Genomic DNA, 15,887 nt, shown 5'->3' on the forward strand with positions numbered 1-15,887 from the left:
CTATTGACCTATACTCACTATCACCACTACCGTTTTTGGAGAACCCACATGAAAGTAATTAAATTCCTCTTGCCAGCAATCTTGGCCGTAACGGTTACCGGCGCTTATGCACAGCCAAAGCGTTCTGTCTGCGCCGATTGCGGCACCGTGACCGCGGTTAAAGTCATCGAGAAAGATGGTGAAGGCGGCGCAGCCGGCATCGTAGCCGGCGGTATCGCAGGCGGCCTGCTGGGCCACCAGGTAGGCGGCGGCACCGGCAAGACCCTGGCCACCGTTGCTGGCGCTGCTGGCGGCGCTTACGCTGGCAAGAAGATCGAAGGCAAGATGAACAAAGTCAAGGAATGGCACGTGACCGTCCGCTACGAAACCGGCAAGGTCGGCACCGTGGTACTGAAGAACGATCCTAACCTGCGCAACGGCGACCACGTTCGCCGCGAAAACGGCGGCCTGGAACGCTACTAAGCCCTCCGCGACAGCAATAAGCCCATCCCCGCGCCGGCCAGCAGGCCGGCGCACATCCGGTTGAACACTCTCTTCCCGCGCGGCTGCGCGAACCACTTGTGCATGCGCGCGCCCATCCAGGCGTAAGCTGCCAGCGCCACCACCTCCAGCAGCAGAAACAATACGCCCAACACGAAGAACTGCGCGCCCACCGGCCCGGCAGGATCGACGAACTGCGGCAGGAATGCCGTGAAGATCAGGATCGCCTTCGGGTTGCCCGAAGCGACAAAGAATTCCTGCCGCGCCAACTGCCACCAGCCGGCTGCGGGCGCCGCGCTTGCCATCTGCTCACCTGCTTGCGCGCGCCATAGCTGCCATGCCAGGTAAAACAGATAGATCGCGCCCGCGGTCTTGATTCCGTAGAACAGCAGTTCCGAGGTATGCAGCACCGCTGCCAGCCCGGCCGACGCCAGGGCAATCATTCCTGCAAATGCCACCAGGCGTCCGGCGCCGGCGAGGCATGAGCGGCGAAATCCATAGCGCGTGGCATTGCTGACCGATAGCAGGTTGTTCGGCCCCGGCGCCATATTCAGCGCAAAACAGGCGGGCACAAACAGCAGAAGGGTTGAAGCATCCATGGCCGGCTCCATATTGAATTTTTAGTTAATATACAACGTCCAATTGCGCAAGGAGACATCGTGACAGACATTACCACGCCACACTTCCCGCCCCAGTGGCAACCGCTGGTCGACCGCGCCGCCAGCGCCTTGCGCGAACTGGCCGTCAATGAAGAGGCCAAGACCCGCTTCCTCGAAGACCCGATGCTGCGCCCATACATGGAGCGCGTGTCGCAGCGCTATGTTGCCGGCTGCACCGTGGCCGACGCGATCGTGCGCGCTGCGATGATCAACCGGAACGGGCACCGTGCGTCGGCTGAGTACATGGGCGAGAGCGTGCGCGACGAAGCATTCGCCAACGCGGAAACCAGCGTCTTCCTGCAACTGGCTCAGGCGATCGGCGAGCGGCGCCTCGATTGCTCGATCTCCTTCGACTTGTCGCACGTGGGCTCGCTGGTGGACCCGGAGCTGGGATATTACAATGCGCGCCGCATCGCGCGGGCGGCAAGGGAGATTGGCCAGGAAGTGATGATTTCGATGGAGGCATCGGACCGCACCTCCGGCATTTATGAAATCTACGGCCGGCTGCACGAGCAGGACGGGTTGTCCAACGTCGGCATCACCGTGCCGGCCAAGCTGCACCGCACTGCGAACGACCTCCCTGCCCTGCTGCGCTATCCGGGCCGCATCCGCCTGGTCAAGGGCGCCATGTTCGAGCCGGTGGAAATCGCCTATACTCGCAACGGCCCCGAACTGGCTTCGGCCTATCGCCGCTATGCGGCGCTGCTGCTGCGCAGCGGCCATCCATGTTCGATCGCCACACACGACCGCTCGATCCAGCAAGAGCTGGCGGCCATGATCCGCGCCGAAGACATCGCTGCCGGTCCGTATGAATTCGAATCATTGATCGGCCTGGGCGAGCAGAACATCGCCGGCCTGCGCGACGCCGGCTTTGCCACGCGCGAATACGCAGTTTTTGGAAAGGAGTACTTCTTGTACGTATTGAACCGCATCTCCGAAGAACCAGTACGCGTCTACCAGGCCGTCATCGACGCGCTGGGTGCCGCATGATGCGCAGCCTTCTCGCTGCCGCCATCCTGGCCGCTGCCAGCGCCGCGCAAGCGCAGTCGGTGGCGATTACCATCGACGATGGCCCCAACGCGGGCAGCACGCCGCGCATGTCCGCCCAGGAACGCAACCAGGCCATCCTGGATGCGCTGGCCAAACATCGCGTTCAGGCGGCGCTGTTCGTCACGTCCGGCTATGGCGCCAGCACGCCGCAAGGACTGCCGCTGCTGCAAGCCTGGAGCAAAGCCGGACACGCAATCGGCAACCACACCGTGACGCATCCGGACCTGGAAAAAGTCCCGCTGGCCGATTACCAACGCCAGGTGCTGGATTGCGACCGCCTGATCAGCACCCAGCCGGGCTACCAGAAATGGCTGCGCTTTACCTACCTCCGCGAAGGTAACACGCCGGAAAAAATCGACGGCATGCGCAAATTCCTGCGCGACCATGACTACCGCAACGCACATGTGAGCCTGGACACCAGCGATTGGCGCCTGAACGAAAAGCTGGAGGAAGTACTGAAGAAGGATCCCAAGGCTGATGTCAGCGCCATCCGCATCGCCTACCTCGCTCACATCAAGCAACGCGCGCTGGCTTACCGCGACCTGTCGCAGCAACTGCAGGGACGCGATATCTCCCAAGTCCTGCTGCTGCATCACAACCTGATCAACGCATTGTGGCTGGACGACGTGTTGGCACAGTTCGAGAAAATGGGCTGGAAGATCATCACGCCGGCAGAGGCTTTTGCCGATCCGGTCTATAAACTGGAGCCGGTACGCAAGGCAGCGGGACAGAGCTTGCTGCTGTCGCTGGGCCGCACCCTGGGCCTTGGCCTGACGCCGGGCGGCGAACGCCTGGTTGACGACGGCGATTACGAAATCGCTGAACTGGCGAAGCAAGGCCTGTAATACCCAGCAATAAAAATAGTCGTCCGAATTTCGGTTGCCGCCCTGGCAGGAGGCTCGCTAAGCTCCTGCCATCACCAATTCGCTTCCCATCCAGACGATGAAATTCACAGATCCCACTGACATCCAGCGCTGCTACCAAGCATTGGTCGCACGCTCGCCCGAACACGTCGGCGCTTTTTATGCGGCGGTCAAGACCACAGGCATCTTCTGCCTGCCAACCTGCCGCGCGCGCAAGCCAAAAGTGGAGAATGTCGACTTCTTCTCCGACATCAAGGAACCGCTGGCGCTTGGCTTCCGCCCCTGCAAGGTGTGCCGTCCCACAGAAGACGCGCCGGACGTGCCGCCGCAAGTCGCCCGTGCGGTCGCACTGGTACGCGAACAGCCCAAGCGGCGCATCCAGGATTTCGAACTGCGTGAACTCGGCATCAGCCCGGAACTGGTGCGGCGCTGGTTCCAGAAACACCATGGTTTCAGCTTCCAGGCTTACCAGCGCATGTTGCGCATCAACCTGGCCATGGCGGAGCTCAAGGAAGGCCGCAGCACGACCGATGTCGCGCTCGACAGCGGCTACGAGTCGCTCAGCGGCTTTGCCTACACCTACAAGAAGATGACCGGCAACGCGCCAAGCCATAATACGCAGCAGCTGGTGCTGCACCGATTCACGACGCCGCTTGGCCCGATGTTCGTTTGCGCCAGCGAAAAAGGCGTATGCCTGCTGGAGTTCACCGACCGGCGCATGCTGGAGACGGAGTTCCGCGATTTGCAGCGACTGTTCAAGGCCCGCATCCTGGCAGGGGAAAACGCACACACGCGCGAGGCTGAGATGCAGATCGCGCAATACTTCGACGGCAAACGCCGGCAATTCAGTGTGACGCTTGATGCACCGGGCAGCGATTTCCAGCGCAGCGTCTGGGACCAATTGCGTGCAATGAAGTTTGGCGAGGTGACGCATTATGCCGACCTGGCAGCGCGCATGGGGGCGCCCAACTCAGTGCGGGCAGTCGCTGGAGCAAATGGAGCAAACCGGATTGCGATCGTCATTCCCTGCCACCGGATTATCGGCAAGGATGGATCGCTGACGGGGTATGGCGGGGGATTGGCGCGCAAGGAATGGCTCCTTGCGCACGAAGGGCGGCACGATGGCCGCCCTGATACAGCTTAGAACTGCTCGACGCTCAGGCCCAGCACGCCTGCGCTGCCATCAACGATAGCGGCGCGCATGCCGGTGGAGCCCGACAGGATATGGTCCGCGAAGAAGCGCGCAGTCACGATCTTGGCGTGGTAGAACGATGCATCGCCCTCGTCTGCCGACAGCTTGGACTGCGCGATCAGCGCGGCACGGCCCATCTGCCAGCCGCCGAACACGATACCGGCCAGCTTCAGGTACAGCACGGAACCGGAGAACACACCCTTGATGTCCGACTTGGCGTGATTGACGACATAGTCCACCACTGCCTCCAGGTCGTCGGCGCCTTGCACCAGGTGCTTGCGGATGGCCGCGAAGTCAGGCGAATTCACGCCAGCCAGTTCTTCGGCAGTCGCGCGCACCTGGGCGATGATCGACTTGGCCAGCGCACCGCCGTCACGCACGGTCTTGCGGCCGATCAGGTCATTGGCCTGGATCGCGGTAGTACCTTCGTAGATGGTCAGGATCTTGGCATCGCGATAATGCTGCGCCGCGCCGGTTTCCTCAATGAAGCCCATGCCGCCGTGTACTTGCACGCCGTCGCGGGTCACGTTCTCGGACATCTCGGTCGACCAGCCCTTCACGATCGGTACCAGGTATTCGTACACAGCCTGGTTGGCCGCGCGAACCTCGGCGTCGGCGTGATGGTGTGCCACGTCGTGGATGCCGGCAGCCACGTAAGCCAGCGCGCGCGCCGCTTCGGTCTGGGCGCGCATCGACATCAGCATGCGGCGCACGTCCGGGTGGTTGATGATCGCCACGCCGGCTGGGGAGCCGTTCAGGTCGCGCGACTGCACGCGGTCCTTGGCGAAGGTCACAGCCTGCTGGTAAGCGCGTTCCGCCAGGCCCACGCCTTGCATGCCGACGCCGAAGCGGGCTGCATTCATCATGATGAACATGTATTCCAGGCCGCGGTTTTCTTCGCCCACCAGGTAGCCAATGGCGCCGCCATTGTCGCCGAACTGCAATACGGCGGTCGGGGAAGCCTTGATGCCCAGTTTGTGCTCGATCGACACGCAGTGCGCGTCATTGCGGTCGCCCAGGGAACCGTCGGCGTTGACCATGAACTTCGGCACGATGAACAGCGAAATGCCCTTCACGCCTGGAGGCGCATCAGGAGTACGCGCCAGCACCAGGTGAATGATGTTCTCGGCCATGTCATGCTCACCGTAGGTGATGAAGATCTTGGTGCCGAATACTTTGTAGCTGCCATCGCCCTGCGGCACGGCGCGGGTGCGCACGGCTGCCAGGTCGGAGCCGGCTTGCGGCTCGGTCAGGTTCATGGTGCCGGTCCACTTGCCGGTCACCAGCGGCTCCAGGTAGGTAGCCTTCTGTTCGTCGGAACCAGCGGTCAGCAGCGCTTCGATCGCGCCGTCGGACAGCAGCGCCACCAGTGCGAACGACAGGTTCGAACCGTGCAGCATTTCCACACAAGGGGTGCCGATCAGCTTCGGCAGGCCCTGGCCGCCAAACTCGGTTGGGTGCTGCAGGCCTTGCCAGCCGGCTTCCGCGAACTGCTTGAAGGCTTCCTTGAAACCCTTCGAGGTGGTGACCTTGCCGTCAGCCCAGGAGCTTGGCTCTTTGTCTGCCGCGTGGTTCAGCGGGGCGATCACGCCGCTCACGAACTTCGCGTTTTCTTCCAGTACGGCTTCCGCGGTTTCCGCGTTTGCATCTTCACAGCCCGGCAGCGCGGATACGCCTGCCAGGTTTGCCAGTTCGTTCATCACGAACAGCATGTCTTTCATTGGGGCTTGATAGCTCATTTATATCTCCACAAATCTCCAGAAACCAGTAAAACGGGGTCTGACCCACAGGGTCAGACCCCGATCAGGCGGCCGTCGCGGGCCAGTGTCTGACCCTGTGGGTCAGACACTGCATTACCGGTTTTAACCCAGTTCCTTGACCAGTTGAGGAACAACCTCGAACAGGTCGCCCACGATGCCGTAGTCGGCCACGGAGAAGATAGGAGCTTCCGGATCTTTGTTCACTGCGACGATGACCTTGGAATCCTTCATGCCAGCCAAGTGCTGGATCGCGCCGGAGATACCGACGGCGATGTACAGGGAAGGAGCAACGATCTTGCCGGTCTGGCCAACCTGCCAGTCGTTCGGCACGAAGCCTGCGTCCACTGCAGCACGCGATGCGCCCATGGCGGCGTTCAGCTTGTCGGCCAGCGGTTCCAGGATCTTGAAGGCGTCAGCGGAGCCCATGCCGCGGCCACCGGAAACGATGATCTTGGCAGCGGTCAGTTCTGGACGGTCCGACTTGGCCACTTCACGGCCGATGAAAGCGGACTTTCCGAAATCGGCAGCGGCAGCCACGGTTTCCACAGCAGCGGAACCGCCTTCGGCAGCAGCAGCATCGAAGCCGGTCGAACGCACGGTGATGACTTTGACCTTGTCCGACGATTGCACGTAGGCGATCGCATTGCCGGCGTAGATTGGGCGCTCGAAAGTGTCAGGCGCGTCAACCTTGGTGATTTCGGAGATCTGCGCTACGTCCAGCTTAGCTGCAACGCGTGGCAGGATGTTCTTGCCGTAGGCGGTTGCCGGAGCCAGGATATGGCTGTAGCTACCGGCGATCGCCAGGATCTGCTCGGAGACATTTTCGGCCAGGCCGTCGGCGAAGTGGGCTGCATCAGCGTGCAGCACCTTGGTGACGCCGGCGATTTTCGCGGCGGCAGCAGCGGCGGCGCCGGCGTTCGAGCCAGCGACCAGCACGTGCACTTCGCCTGCGCATTTGGCGGCGGCGGTAACGGTGTGGAGGGTGCTGCCCTTCAGGGATGCGTTGTCGTGTTCTGCGATTACGAGTGCGACCATGATATTTTTTCCTTGAGTGAAAACCGGCAAACCGGTGTCTGACCCATTGGGTCAGACACCTGCAGTTCCGGTTTTAGCAAATAATTAGATGACTTTAGCTTCGGTGCGCAGCTTGGACACCAGGGTCGCTACGTCAGGCACTTTGATACCAGCGGAACGCTTGGCAGGCTCGGCCACTTTCAGGGTTTTCAGGCGTGGGGTCACGTCGACGCCCAGGTCTTCCGGCTTGACGGTATCCAGCGGCTTTTTCTTCGCCTTCATGATGTTAGGCAAGGTCACATAGCGCGGCTCGTTCAGGCGCAGGTCGGTGGTCACGATGGCTGGCAGTTGCAGTGCCAGGGTTTCCAGGCCGCCGTCCACTTCGCGGGTCACGGTCACTTTGCCGTCGCCCAGTTCAACTTTCGAAGCGAAGGTTGCCTGCGGCCAGCCCAGCAGGGCTGCCAGCATCTGGCCAACCTGGTTGGAGTCGTCGTCGATTGCCTGCTTGCCCAGGATGATCAGTTGCGGCTGCTCTTTGTCGGCAACGGCTTTCAGCAGCTTGGCCACCGCCAGCGGCTCCAGCTCAACGCCGGTTTCGATCAGGATGCCGCGGTCGGCGCCGATCGCCATGCCGGTGCGCAGGGTTTCCTGGCACTGGGTCACGCCGGCGGACACGGCAACCACTTCGGTTACTTTGCCAGCTTCTTTCAGGCGGGTCGCTTCTTCCAGTGCGATCTCGTCGAACGGGTTCATCGACATTTTGACGTTGGCGATATCTACGCCAGTGCCGTCGGATTTGACGCGCACTTTCACGTTGAAGTCGACGACGCGCTTGACAGGTACCAGGACTTTCATAGGTGTGCCTTTGAAAAAGAGATAAGTAAAATTAGTGGGCTAGATTATATGGGAATTCGATATCACTGATCGAATAAAAGCACGGTCGTGCGTTTTTTAAGTACAATCCGGCGCCGAAAATCAGCAACCGGTAGCATACCGCAGTTTTTACTTGCGACGCATCAAAAAGGTAAATTCGGTGCCCTGCTGAATGTGGGACAACAATGCATTGCCAGTCTGCTTGGCAAAGGCCTGGAAGTCACGCACTGACCCTGGATCGGTAGCCACGATGCGCAATACCTGGCCGCTTTCCAATTCCGCCAAGGCTTTCTTGGCTTTCAGGATAGGCAGCGGGCAATTCAGGCCGCGCGCGTCGAGGTCCTTATGAAATTCCATGGTCTCGGACTCGAGAGTAAGAGTTTCGCTCATCAATATCTCGCTTCTGTACAACTGGTTCCGACATACTACTCCAATTTTGTGCGTCTGACGCACTGCACCAAAATAGTTAATGTTGCGTTGCAAAACCACAACGACCTTGCAATGTCGGAAAGGCCCGCCCTAGGAGGCGCGGGCCACAGGCAGCTCTTAGATACGCGACTCCACCCATGCTGCAACGCCACCGAGCGCACCTGGCAGTGCGTCCGGGTTGGTGCCGCCGGCCTGCGCCATATCAGGGCGTCCACCGCCCTTGCCGCCCACTTGTTGTGCAACGAAGTTGACCAGTTCGCCCGCCTTGACCTTGCCGATCGAGTCGGCAGTCACGCCAGCGATCAGGCTCACCTTGCCGTCGCTGACGGAAGCCAGCACGATGGCAGCGGACTTGAGCTTGTCCTTCAGCTTGTCCATGGTCTCGCGCAGCGCGGTCACGTCGGCGCCTTCCATGGTTGCGGCCAGTACCTTCAAGCCCTTCACGTCGACAGCCTTGTTGACCAGTTCGTCGCCCTGGCCGGAAGCCAGCTTGGACTTCAGTGCCGCCAGTTCTTTTTCCAGCGATTTCACCTGGTCTTGCACGGCGCCGATCTTGGCGGTCAGTTCTTCAGGATTGGACTTCAGTGCAGCAGCGGCTTCGTTCAACTTGCGAGCCATGCCTTGCACCAGCGCCAGAGCGCCTTCGCCGGTCACGGCTTCCACGCGGCGGATACCTGCTGCAACGCCGCCTTCCGACACGATCTTGAACAGGCCGATGTCGCCGGTGCGGTGCACGTGCACGCCGCCGCACAGCTCTTTGGAGGAACCGATATCCATCACGCGCACTTCGTCGCCATACTTCTCGCCGAACAGGGCCATTGCGCCATGCTTCACAGCGTCGTCGAAGGACATATTGTGCGACTGGGTCGCAGCGTTAGCCAGGATCTCGGCGTTGACGATGGCTTCGACCTTGGCGATTTCTTCGGCAGTCAGCGGCGCGGTATGCGAGAAGTCGAAACGCGCCTTGTCAGGATCAACCAGCGAGCCTTTCTGCGCCACGTGGGAACCCAGCACTTCGCGCAAGGCCTTGTGCATCAAGTGGGTCGCCGAGTGGTTACGGATGGTGCGGCCGCGCGAATGCTGGTCCACAGCCGCGCCGACAGCGTCGCCTACTTTCAGCGAGCCCTGTGCCACCACGCCATGGTGGCCGAACACGTCTGCCTGGATCTTCAGCGTGTCTGCCACGTCGAAGCGGCCGGTGGCGCCGGTGATCAGGCCCTGATCGCCCACCTGGCCACCGGATTCGGCGTAGAACGGGGTGGTATCCAGCACGACAATGCCCTGCTCGCCCGTCTTCAGTTCCTGCACCGGTGCGCCATTGGCGTACAGGGCGATTACTTTCGAGTCGTGCAGCAGTTGGTCGTAGCCGACGAATTTGTTCTTCTCGCCGGAGTATTCAACGTTGGCAGCCATCTTCTTGAACTTGCCAGCGGCCTGGGACATCTTCTTCTGCGCTTCCATCGCGGCAGCGAAACCAGCTTCGTCCAGCGTCACTTCGCGTTCGCGGCAGATGTCGGCGGTCAAGTCCAGCGGGAAGCCGTAGGTGTCGTACAGGGTGAAGGCGGTAGCGCCGTCCAGGTTCTTCGGATCCTTGGCTAGTTGCGCTTCCAGGATCTTCATGCCGTTTTCCAGCGTTTCGCCGAAACGTTCCTCTTCCGCTTTCAGCACCTGGGCAACGCGGTCCTTGGCGTCTGCCAGCTCAGGGTAGGCTGCGCCCATTTCCTTGTTCAGGTCTGCCACCAGCTTGTAGAAGAAGGCCTTGGTCTGGCCCAGCTTGTGGCCGTGACGCAGCGCGCGGCGGACGATGCGGCGCAGGACGTAGCCGTGGCCTTCGGGGCCTGGAATGATGCCATCGACGATCATGAAAGCAGCAGCGCGGATGTGGTCGGCGATCACGCGCAGCGATTTGTTTTCCAGGTCGGTCGCGCCGGTTTCGCGGGCGGCAGCCTTGATCAGGGCCTGGAAGGAATCGATCTCGTAGTTCGAGTGCACGTGCTGCAGGACGGCGGCCAGTCGTTCCATACCCATGCCGGTATCCACGCAAGGCTTCGGCAGCTTGTGCATCACGCCAGCTTCGTCGCGGTTGAACTGCATGAACACCAGGTTCCAGATTTCGATGAAACGGTCGCCGTCTTCTTCGGCGGAGCCTGGAGGACCACCCCAGATGTCGGCGCCGTGGTCGTAGAAGATTTCGGTGCAAGGACCGCATGGGCCGGTGTCGGCCATCTGCCAGAAGTTGTCCGACGCGTAGCGCGAACCCTTGTTGTCGCCGATGCGGATGATGCGCTCTTTCGGCACGCCGATTTCGTTGGCCCAGATATCGTAGGCTTCGTCGTCTTCGATGTAGACGGTGACGGTCAGCTTTTCAGCCGGCAGGCCGTAGACCTTGGTCAGCAGCTCCCAGGCGTACTGGATCGCATCGCGCTTGAAATAATCGCCGAAGCTGAAATTGCCCAGCATTTCGAAGAAGGTGTGGTGACGGGCGGTGTAGCCAACGTTTTCCAGGTCATTGTGCTTGCCGCCGGCGCGCACGCAGCGCTGCACGGTGGTGGCACGGGAATACGGGCGCACGTCCTGGCCCAGGAACACATCCTTGAACTGCACCATGCCGGAGTTGGTCAACAGCAGGGTTGGGTCGTTGCCTGGCACCAGCGAGCTGGAACGGACAATCGTGTGACCCTTGGATTCGAAGAATTTCAGGAACTTTTCGCGAATTTCAGCAGATTTCATGTCGTAAAAGGTAGGTTGCAGGCTGGTGCAAAGGGTTGATTATACGTGAACAGCCCGCCGTTGCGGTGGGCGTCGGCCTCTAGGCCGCTATGTGAAGTCCGGCCCGATCAGGTCGATACGGTCGGTGCAAAAGGCGTCCACGCCAAGGCAGAGGATTTCCCGCGCGCGCTCAGGGGTATTAACGGTATAGCAAAACAGGCCCAGGCCCGCCGCCTTCACCGCTTTCGCCTGTTCCGGCGTCAAGTACTTGTGATTGGTATGAATCGCCACGGCGCCCAGTTCGCGCGCCGTTTCCAGCCAATTGGCAGGAATCTTATCGAAAAGGCAAGCTCGCGGCAAATCAGGGGCCGCATCGCGGGCCGCCGCCAATGCAGGCATGCTGAAAGAGGACAGCAAAGGCACAGACGCCAGATTCCCGGCCGCCACTTCGGCCGCAAAACGGGCACGCGCGGTTTGCGCCACCCAGCGGCCGGTCGCTTCATCGTGGCCTTCGGCGGGCTTGATCTCGATGTTCATCCAGATCTTGTGCTCTTTGCAGTAATCGACCCACTCCAGGAACAAGGGCACCGGCTCGCCGCGGAACTCCGGGCCGAACCAGCGGCCGGCATCCATCTTCGCCAATTCGGCCGCCGCGAAGTTGGGCACATAGCCATCGCCATACACGGTGCGGCCGAAATGCGGGTCATGCATCACCACGCCGATGGCATCCGACGACAGCATGACGTCGAATTCCACAGCACGGAAACCATAAGCCAGGCCAGCGCGCAGGCCGGCGATAGTATTTTCCGGAGCGAGTGTGCCGCCTCCGCGATGCGCAACGATTTTTGGGTAGGGCCACATAGGATTAAGACACTAACACGGTTGGATGCGTTAAGCTAACGCTCCCTGAAAACAGTAGGAAGAAGACAACATGACCCCGAAGGCCCTTGGACACATTCGCGTACTGGATTTAAGCCGCGTACTGGCCGGCCCCTGGTGCTCGCAGAACCTCGCCGACCTTGGCGCGGACGTGATCAAGATCGAGCGGCCAGGCAGCGGTGACGACACCCGCGCCTGGGGTCCTCCCTATGCCAAGGATGCCTCCGGCGCCGACACCACCGAAGCGGCCTACTACCTGTCCGCCAACCGCGGCAAGCGCTCGGTGACTTGCGACATCTCCAAGCCCGAAGGCCAGGCCCTGATCCGCGAATTGGCGAAGCATGCCGACGTCGTCCTGGAAAATTACAAGGTAGGCCAGTTGAAGAAGTATGGCCTGGACTATGAATCGCTGAAAGCCATCAAGTCGGACCTGGTGTACTGCTCCGTGACCGGCTTCGGCCAGGACGGCCCGTATGCGCACCGCGCCGGCTACGACTTCCTGATCCAGGGCATGGGTGGTTTGATGTCCGTGACCGGCGAACGTGACGACCTGCCGGGCGGCGGGCCGCAGAAAGCCGGCGTGGCACTGACCGACCTGATGACAGGCATGTACTCCACCATTGCCATCCTGGCTGCGTTGACCCACCGTGACCGCACCGGCGAAGGCCAGTACATCGACATGGCGCTGCTGGACGTGCAGGTGGCGATGCTGGCCAATATGGGTTCCAACTACCTGAATAGCGGCAAGGCCCCCAAGCGCTGGGGCAATGCCCACGCCAATATCGTGCCTTACCAGACTTTTGCCTGCGCCGACGGCTACATCATCGTCGCCACCGGCAACGATGGCCAGTACCAGAAATTCGTCGAAGTGGGCGGCCGCTCCGACCTGGCTTTCCACGAACGCTACGCCACCAATCCGCTGCGCGTGAAAAACCGCGACGAGCTGGTGCCGATCCTGGCCGAGATGGTGAAGTCGCAAGCGCGCGACTGGTGGATCGAACAGCTGGAGGCGGTCGGCGTACCCTGCGGCCCGATCAACGACCTGCACGACGTGTTCAAGAACCCGCAAGTGCAAGCGCGCGGCATGATGATTGAAACCGCCCACCCGACCGCCGGCAAAGTAAAGCTGGTGCGCAACCCAATGCGCCTGAGCGCCAGCCCCGCCGAAACCGACATGGCTCCGCCCCTGCTTGGCCAGCACACCGACGAAGTCCTGCGCGACGTCCTCGGCCGCACTGAAGAGGAAATCGCCACCCTCCGCACCAAAGGCATCCTCTAAATATCTCTACGGCAGAGCCCGTGTCACACCCTGGGGTTGCCCCTAGGGGCGAAGTGTGACACGGGCTCGGCTGGTGCAGCTTTAGTGCAGGTGCTGTTTGAAGTCGAACAACTCGCGGTGCATGAAATTGACTGCGGCTTTCATCTCGGGCGTCACTTGCATGCGCTCGCTGGCGCAGACGCGGCGGGCCCTGGCGCCGAGCAGCTCCATGTCGTCTACCAACTTGGGTACGTTGGCGTAGTCTTCACTCACCAGCATTTCGCTGATGTCGTCGGAGCGGCGATCCAGCTTTTGGATCGTGTCGCGCAGCTCGCCTGTCAGGTGGCGCTCGGCCGATAGGGCTTGCGCGGCCTGGCTGACGGCCATTTGGATGTTGCTGAGCCTGATTCGGATTTCCCTGTCGTGCATCATGACAATCTCCTCGCTCAAAACGGCACCCAGCGTGCCGGTCGGACTTGGAGATCGTTCGCACTCGGCGGTTCAATCACCCTGCCTCAGCTTTGATCTGGCTCAACATTGGTACGATTGGCGTCAACCGGCGCAGGTGGATTGCTATCGCGACGGCTCCTGCCAGGCAGCTTCCGAGCAGCATCACTACCCCTGCCCAGCCCGCCCTGCCCCACAATATCCCCGCAGCCCAACCGATCACGCTGGAACCGAGGTAATAGAAGAACAGGTACAGCGCGGATGCCAACGCCGCCCCGCGGGCGCGCCGGCCAACCCAGCTACTTGTCATCGAGTGCGATGCGAAAAAAGCGAAAGTGAACAGGGCTAACCCGCCAATCACCAGCGGCAACCAGCTCGACAAGGTAAGGACGATGCCGGCCAACATCAAACCCAGCACAAGATAGAGGACGCCCTTGCGGCCATAACGGTCAGCCAGCTTGCCAGCCCAGACCGAACTGAAAATCCCCAGCAGGTACAGCAGCGAAATCCCGCCCACCACGCTCTGGCGCAACTCAAACGGCGCGGCCAGCAGGCGGTAGCTGATGTAGTTGTAGGCGCTGACCATGCAGCCCATCAACAGGAAGGCCAGGGTGAACAGCCATGGCAGCCCCTCGTCGCTCAGGTGCCGGCGCGCATTTTCCGGCAGCGCACGCCAACCGCCGGCCGAAGGACGGAAGCGGCGCGACTGCGGCAGGCTGCGCCAGAACTCGGCCGCTGCCAGCACGCCAGCCACGCCCATCGCTACCAGCGCCACGCGCCAGGAGAAAAAGTCGCTCAGCACGGAAGTCACCATGCGGCCAACCATGCCGCCGAACGCGCTGCCGCTGATGTACAGCCCCATCGAAAGCCCCAGTGATTCGGGCTCGATTTCCTCGGCCAGGTAGGCCATTGCCACGGCGGGCATGCCGCCCAACGCTACGCCGAGCAGGACGCGTGCGGTCAATAACTGGCCGTAGCCTCCGGCGAGCGCGCACAGCAAGGTCATCGCAGCGGAGATGGCTAGCGCGCCTACCATCAAAGGCTTGCGGCCGAAGCGGTCGGAAATAGCGCTCGATGCCACCAGCGAAACCGCCATCGCGGCTGTCGCCAGCGACAATGACAGGCTGCTTTGCGCCGGCGTCAGCGCGAATTCGTGGGCGAGCAGCGGCATCAGTGGTTGCACGCAATACAACAGTGCGAAGCAGGAGAAGCCGCCAAAGAACATGGCGCGATTGGTGGGGTGGCTGAGGGCTTTCATCGTGAATTCATCATAGGATTGCCCTGTATTACAGTCCAATATATATTTCAGGCGTTATTAATCGCTTTTGAATATTATGGAATTGCGTCACCTGCGCTATTTCGTGGCCGTGGCCGAGGAACTGAGCTTCACTCGCGCGGCGGAACGGCTGCATATCGGCCAGCCTCCCCTGTCGCAGCAAATCCAGGCGCTGGAGGCCGAAGTGGGTGCGCGCCTGTTTGATCGCAGCAAGCGCTGGGTGCGATTGACCGAGGCCGGCAAACTATTCCTGGAGGATGCGCGCGCCATCCTGGCACAATCCGAGCGCGCGGCGGAACGGGCGCGCCGGGCGCAGCGTGGGGAGGCGGGCGAACTGCGGGTAGGCTTCACTTTTTCCACGCCCTTTACGCCGCTGTTTGCGCGCACTATCCGCCGCTACCGCCAGCTTTATCCGGATGTGGCGCTCACCTTGCACGAGATGACGACGCTGCACCAGATCGATGCCCTTGAGGCGCGCAAGATAGATCTTGGTTTTGTGCGTCCGCCGGAGGTGGCTTTGCCTGAGCACCTGGCGCTGACTACCCTGCGTCGCGACGCGCTGTTGCTGGTGCTCTCCAGCGATTCGCCGCTGGCTCGCAAGCGCAAGATCAAGGTGGCTGACCTGGCTGAGCTTCCTTGGGTGATGTATCCGAAGGAGTCCGGCGTTGGCATCAACCACGCGATCTTGAGCATGTGCCGGGCGGCGGGCTTTGTGCCGCAGGTGGCGATGGAGGCGGGTGAGGCGGCGACCATTATCGGACTGGTTGCGGCGGGGATTGGGGTGTCGGTGTTGCCTTCGCCGTTCCAGTCGATGCATCTGGAGGGGGTGGTGTTTCGGCCGCTGGATGATACGGGGGCGGTCACTTCGCTGCAATTGGCGCAGCGGCGGGGGGATGGCGGGGCGTTGGTGGAGGCGTTTGTGCGGGTGGCACTTGAAGAAAACCGGTAAACCGGTGTCCGACCCATAGGGTCAGACACCGTCTGCTCGGCTGCCACTG

15 protein-coding genes are annotated in these 15,887 nt (G+C 61.4%); 6 read left to right on the top strand and 9 right to left on the bottom strand.

The window, feature by feature from the left end; all coding sequences use genetic code 11:
- Nucleotides 1-48: 48 nt before the first annotated feature.
- Nucleotides 49-462, top strand: a complete 414-nt coding sequence (locus ASD58_RS12870) for a glycine zipper 2TM domain-containing protein (RefSeq protein WP_057261572.1) — start codon at nt 49-51, stop codon at nt 460-462.
- On the opposite strand, the gene ASD58_RS12875 is transcribed toward ASD58_RS12870, so the two are convergent.
- Nucleotides 459-1,079 carry a LysE family translocator gene (locus tag ASD58_RS12875; protein WP_057261573.1) on the bottom strand — a complete coding sequence of 207 codons (621 nt, stop codon included), beginning with the start codon at nt 1,077-1,079 and terminating at the stop codon, nt 459-461. The two genes, ASD58_RS12870 and ASD58_RS12875, sit on opposite strands and share 4 nt — an antisense overlap.
- Before the next feature lie 60 nt (nt 1,080-1,139).
- On the opposite strand from ASD58_RS12875, the gene ASD58_RS12880 reads away from it, so the two are divergent.
- The 3 genes from ASD58_RS12880 to ASD58_RS12890 all read left to right on the top strand — a co-directional run bounded on the left by ASD58_RS12880 (nt 1,140) and on the right by ASD58_RS12890 (nt 4,196).
- Nucleotides 1,140-2,129: a proline dehydrogenase family protein gene (locus tag ASD58_RS12880; RefSeq protein WP_229209972.1), complete on the top strand. Its 990-nt coding sequence runs from the start codon at nt 1,140-1,142 to the stop codon at nt 2,127-2,129.
- Nucleotides 2,126-3,034: a polysaccharide deacetylase family protein gene (locus ASD58_RS12885; RefSeq protein WP_057261574.1), complete on the top strand. Its 909-nt coding sequence runs from the start codon at nt 2,126-2,128 to the stop codon at nt 3,032-3,034. The genes ASD58_RS12880 and ASD58_RS12885 overlap by 4 nt, the downstream gene beginning before the upstream one ends.
- A gap of 97 nt (nt 3,035-3,131) precedes the next feature.
- A complete protein-coding gene (locus ASD58_RS12890) occupies nt 3,132-4,196 on the top strand; it encodes a bifunctional transcriptional activator/DNA repair enzyme AdaA (RefSeq protein WP_057261575.1) in 1,065 nt (354 codons plus the stop codon).
- On the opposite strand, the gene ASD58_RS12895 is transcribed toward ASD58_RS12890, so the two are convergent.
- The 6 genes from ASD58_RS12895 to ugpQ all read right to left on the bottom strand — a co-directional run bounded on the left by ASD58_RS12895 (nt 4,193) and on the right by ugpQ (nt 11,890).
- Entirely contained in the window at nt 4,193-5,983 is a 1,791-nt protein-coding gene (locus ASD58_RS12895; protein WP_057261576.1) for an acyl-CoA dehydrogenase, read from the bottom strand. The genes ASD58_RS12890 and ASD58_RS12895 overlap by 4 nt on opposite strands.
- Before the next feature lie 123 nt (nt 5,984-6,106).
- Entirely contained in the window at nt 6,107-7,039 is a 933-nt protein-coding gene (locus tag ASD58_RS12900) for an electron transfer flavoprotein subunit alpha/FixB family protein (protein WP_057261577.1), read from the bottom strand.
- Nucleotides 7,040-7,123: 84 nt separating this feature from the next.
- Nucleotides 7,124-7,873 (bottom strand): electron transfer flavoprotein subunit beta/FixA family protein, encoded by a 750-nt coding sequence (locus ASD58_RS12905; RefSeq protein ID WP_057261578.1) that lies wholly within the window; start codon nt 7,871-7,873, stop codon nt 7,124-7,126.
- A gap of 147 nt (nt 7,874-8,020) precedes the next feature.
- Nucleotides 8,021-8,248: a sulfurtransferase TusA family protein gene (locus tag ASD58_RS12910; RefSeq protein WP_055936746.1), complete on the bottom strand. Its 228-nt coding sequence runs from the start codon at nt 8,246-8,248 to the stop codon at nt 8,021-8,023.
- A 189-nt stretch (nt 8,249-8,437) separates the two neighbouring features.
- A complete protein-coding gene (gene alaS / locus ASD58_RS12915) occupies nt 8,438-11,050 on the bottom strand; it encodes an alanine--tRNA ligase (RefSeq protein WP_057261579.1) in 2,613 nt (870 codons plus the stop codon).
- Nucleotides 11,051-11,137: 87 nt separating this feature from the next.
- Nucleotides 11,138-11,890: a glycerophosphodiester phosphodiesterase gene (gene ugpQ / locus ASD58_RS12920; protein ID WP_057261580.1), complete on the bottom strand. Its 753-nt coding sequence runs from the start codon at nt 11,888-11,890 to the stop codon at nt 11,138-11,140.
- A gap of 70 nt (nt 11,891-11,960) precedes the next feature.
- Here ugpQ and ASD58_RS12925 point away from each other — a divergent pair, with 70 nt between their 5' ends.
- A complete protein-coding gene (locus tag ASD58_RS12925) occupies nt 11,961-13,187 on the top strand; it encodes a CaiB/BaiF CoA-transferase family protein (protein ID WP_057261581.1) in 1,227 nt (408 codons plus the stop codon).
- Between the two features lie 81 nt (nt 13,188-13,268).
- Here the strand turns inward: ASD58_RS12925 and ASD58_RS12930 are convergent, their stop codons facing one another.
- Nucleotides 13,269-13,598 (bottom strand): hypothetical protein, encoded by a 330-nt coding sequence (locus ASD58_RS12930; protein ID WP_057261582.1) that lies wholly within the window; start codon nt 13,596-13,598, stop codon nt 13,269-13,271.
- Between the two features lie 73 nt (nt 13,599-13,671).
- Nucleotides 13,672-14,871: an MFS transporter gene (locus tag ASD58_RS12935; RefSeq protein WP_057261583.1), complete on the bottom strand. Its 1,200-nt coding sequence runs from the start codon at nt 14,869-14,871 to the stop codon at nt 13,672-13,674.
- A 76-nt stretch (nt 14,872-14,947) separates the two neighbouring features.
- Here ASD58_RS12935 and ASD58_RS12940 point away from each other — a divergent pair, with 76 nt between their 5' ends.
- Nucleotides 14,948-15,838 (top strand): LysR family transcriptional regulator, encoded by an 891-nt coding sequence (locus ASD58_RS12940; RefSeq protein WP_057261584.1) that lies wholly within the window; start codon nt 14,948-14,950, stop codon nt 15,836-15,838.
- Nucleotides 15,839-15,887: the final 49 nt, after the last annotated feature.

Origin of the sequence: Duganella sp. Root1480D1, from assembly GCF_001427305.1 — a bacterium.
Lineage (GTDB): Bacteria > Pseudomonadota > Gammaproteobacteria > Burkholderiales > Burkholderiaceae_D > Rugamonas.

What these genes read in the sequence shown, in the direction of transcription:
- ASD58_RS12870 (WP_057261572.1), top strand. Translation starts at nt 49, where the DNA reads ATGAAAGTAATTAAATTCCTCTTGCCAGCAATCTTGGCCGTAACGGTT.
- ASD58_RS12875 (WP_057261573.1), bottom strand. Translation starts at nt 1,079, where the DNA reads ATGGATGCTTCAACCCTTCTGCTGTTTGTGCCCGCCTGTTTTGCGCTG.
- ASD58_RS12885 (WP_057261574.1), top strand. Translation starts at nt 2,126, where the DNA reads ATGATGCGCAGCCTTCTCGCTGCCGCCATCCTGGCCGCTGCCAGCGCC.
- ASD58_RS12890 (WP_057261575.1), top strand. Translation starts at nt 3,132, where the DNA reads ATGAAATTCACAGATCCCACTGACATCCAGCGCTGCTACCAAGCATTG.
- ASD58_RS12895 (WP_057261576.1), bottom strand. Translation starts at nt 5,983, where the DNA reads ATGAGCTATCAAGCCCCAATGAAAGACATGCTGTTCGTGATGAACGAA.
- ASD58_RS12900 (WP_057261577.1), bottom strand. Translation starts at nt 7,039, where the DNA reads ATGGTCGCACTCGTAATCGCAGAACACGACAACGCATCCCTGAAGGGC.
- ASD58_RS12905 (WP_057261578.1), bottom strand. Translation starts at nt 7,873, where the DNA reads ATGAAAGTCCTGGTACCTGTCAAGCGCGTCGTCGACTTCAACGTGAAA.
- ASD58_RS12910 (WP_055936746.1), bottom strand. Translation starts at nt 8,248, where the DNA reads ATGGAATTTCATAAGGACCTCGACGCGCGCGGCCTGAATTGCCCGCTG.
- alaS (WP_057261579.1), bottom strand. Translation starts at nt 11,050, where the DNA reads ATGAAATCTGCTGAAATTCGCGAAAAGTTCCTGAAATTCTTCGAATCC.
- ugpQ (WP_057261580.1), bottom strand. Translation starts at nt 11,890, where the DNA reads ATGTGGCCCTACCCAAAAATCGTTGCGCATCGCGGAGGCGGCACACTC.
- ASD58_RS12925 (WP_057261581.1), top strand. Translation starts at nt 11,961, where the DNA reads ATGACCCCGAAGGCCCTTGGACACATTCGCGTACTGGATTTAAGCCGC.
- ASD58_RS12930 (WP_057261582.1), bottom strand. Translation starts at nt 13,598, where the DNA reads ATGATGCACGACAGGGAAATCCGAATCAGGCTCAGCAACATCCAAATG.
- ASD58_RS12935 (WP_057261583.1), bottom strand. Translation starts at nt 14,871, where the DNA reads ATGAAAGCCCTCAGCCACCCCACCAATCGCGCCATGTTCTTTGGCGGC.
- ASD58_RS12940 (WP_057261584.1), top strand. Translation starts at nt 14,948, where the DNA reads ATGGAATTGCGTCACCTGCGCTATTTCGTGGCCGTGGCCGAGGAACTG.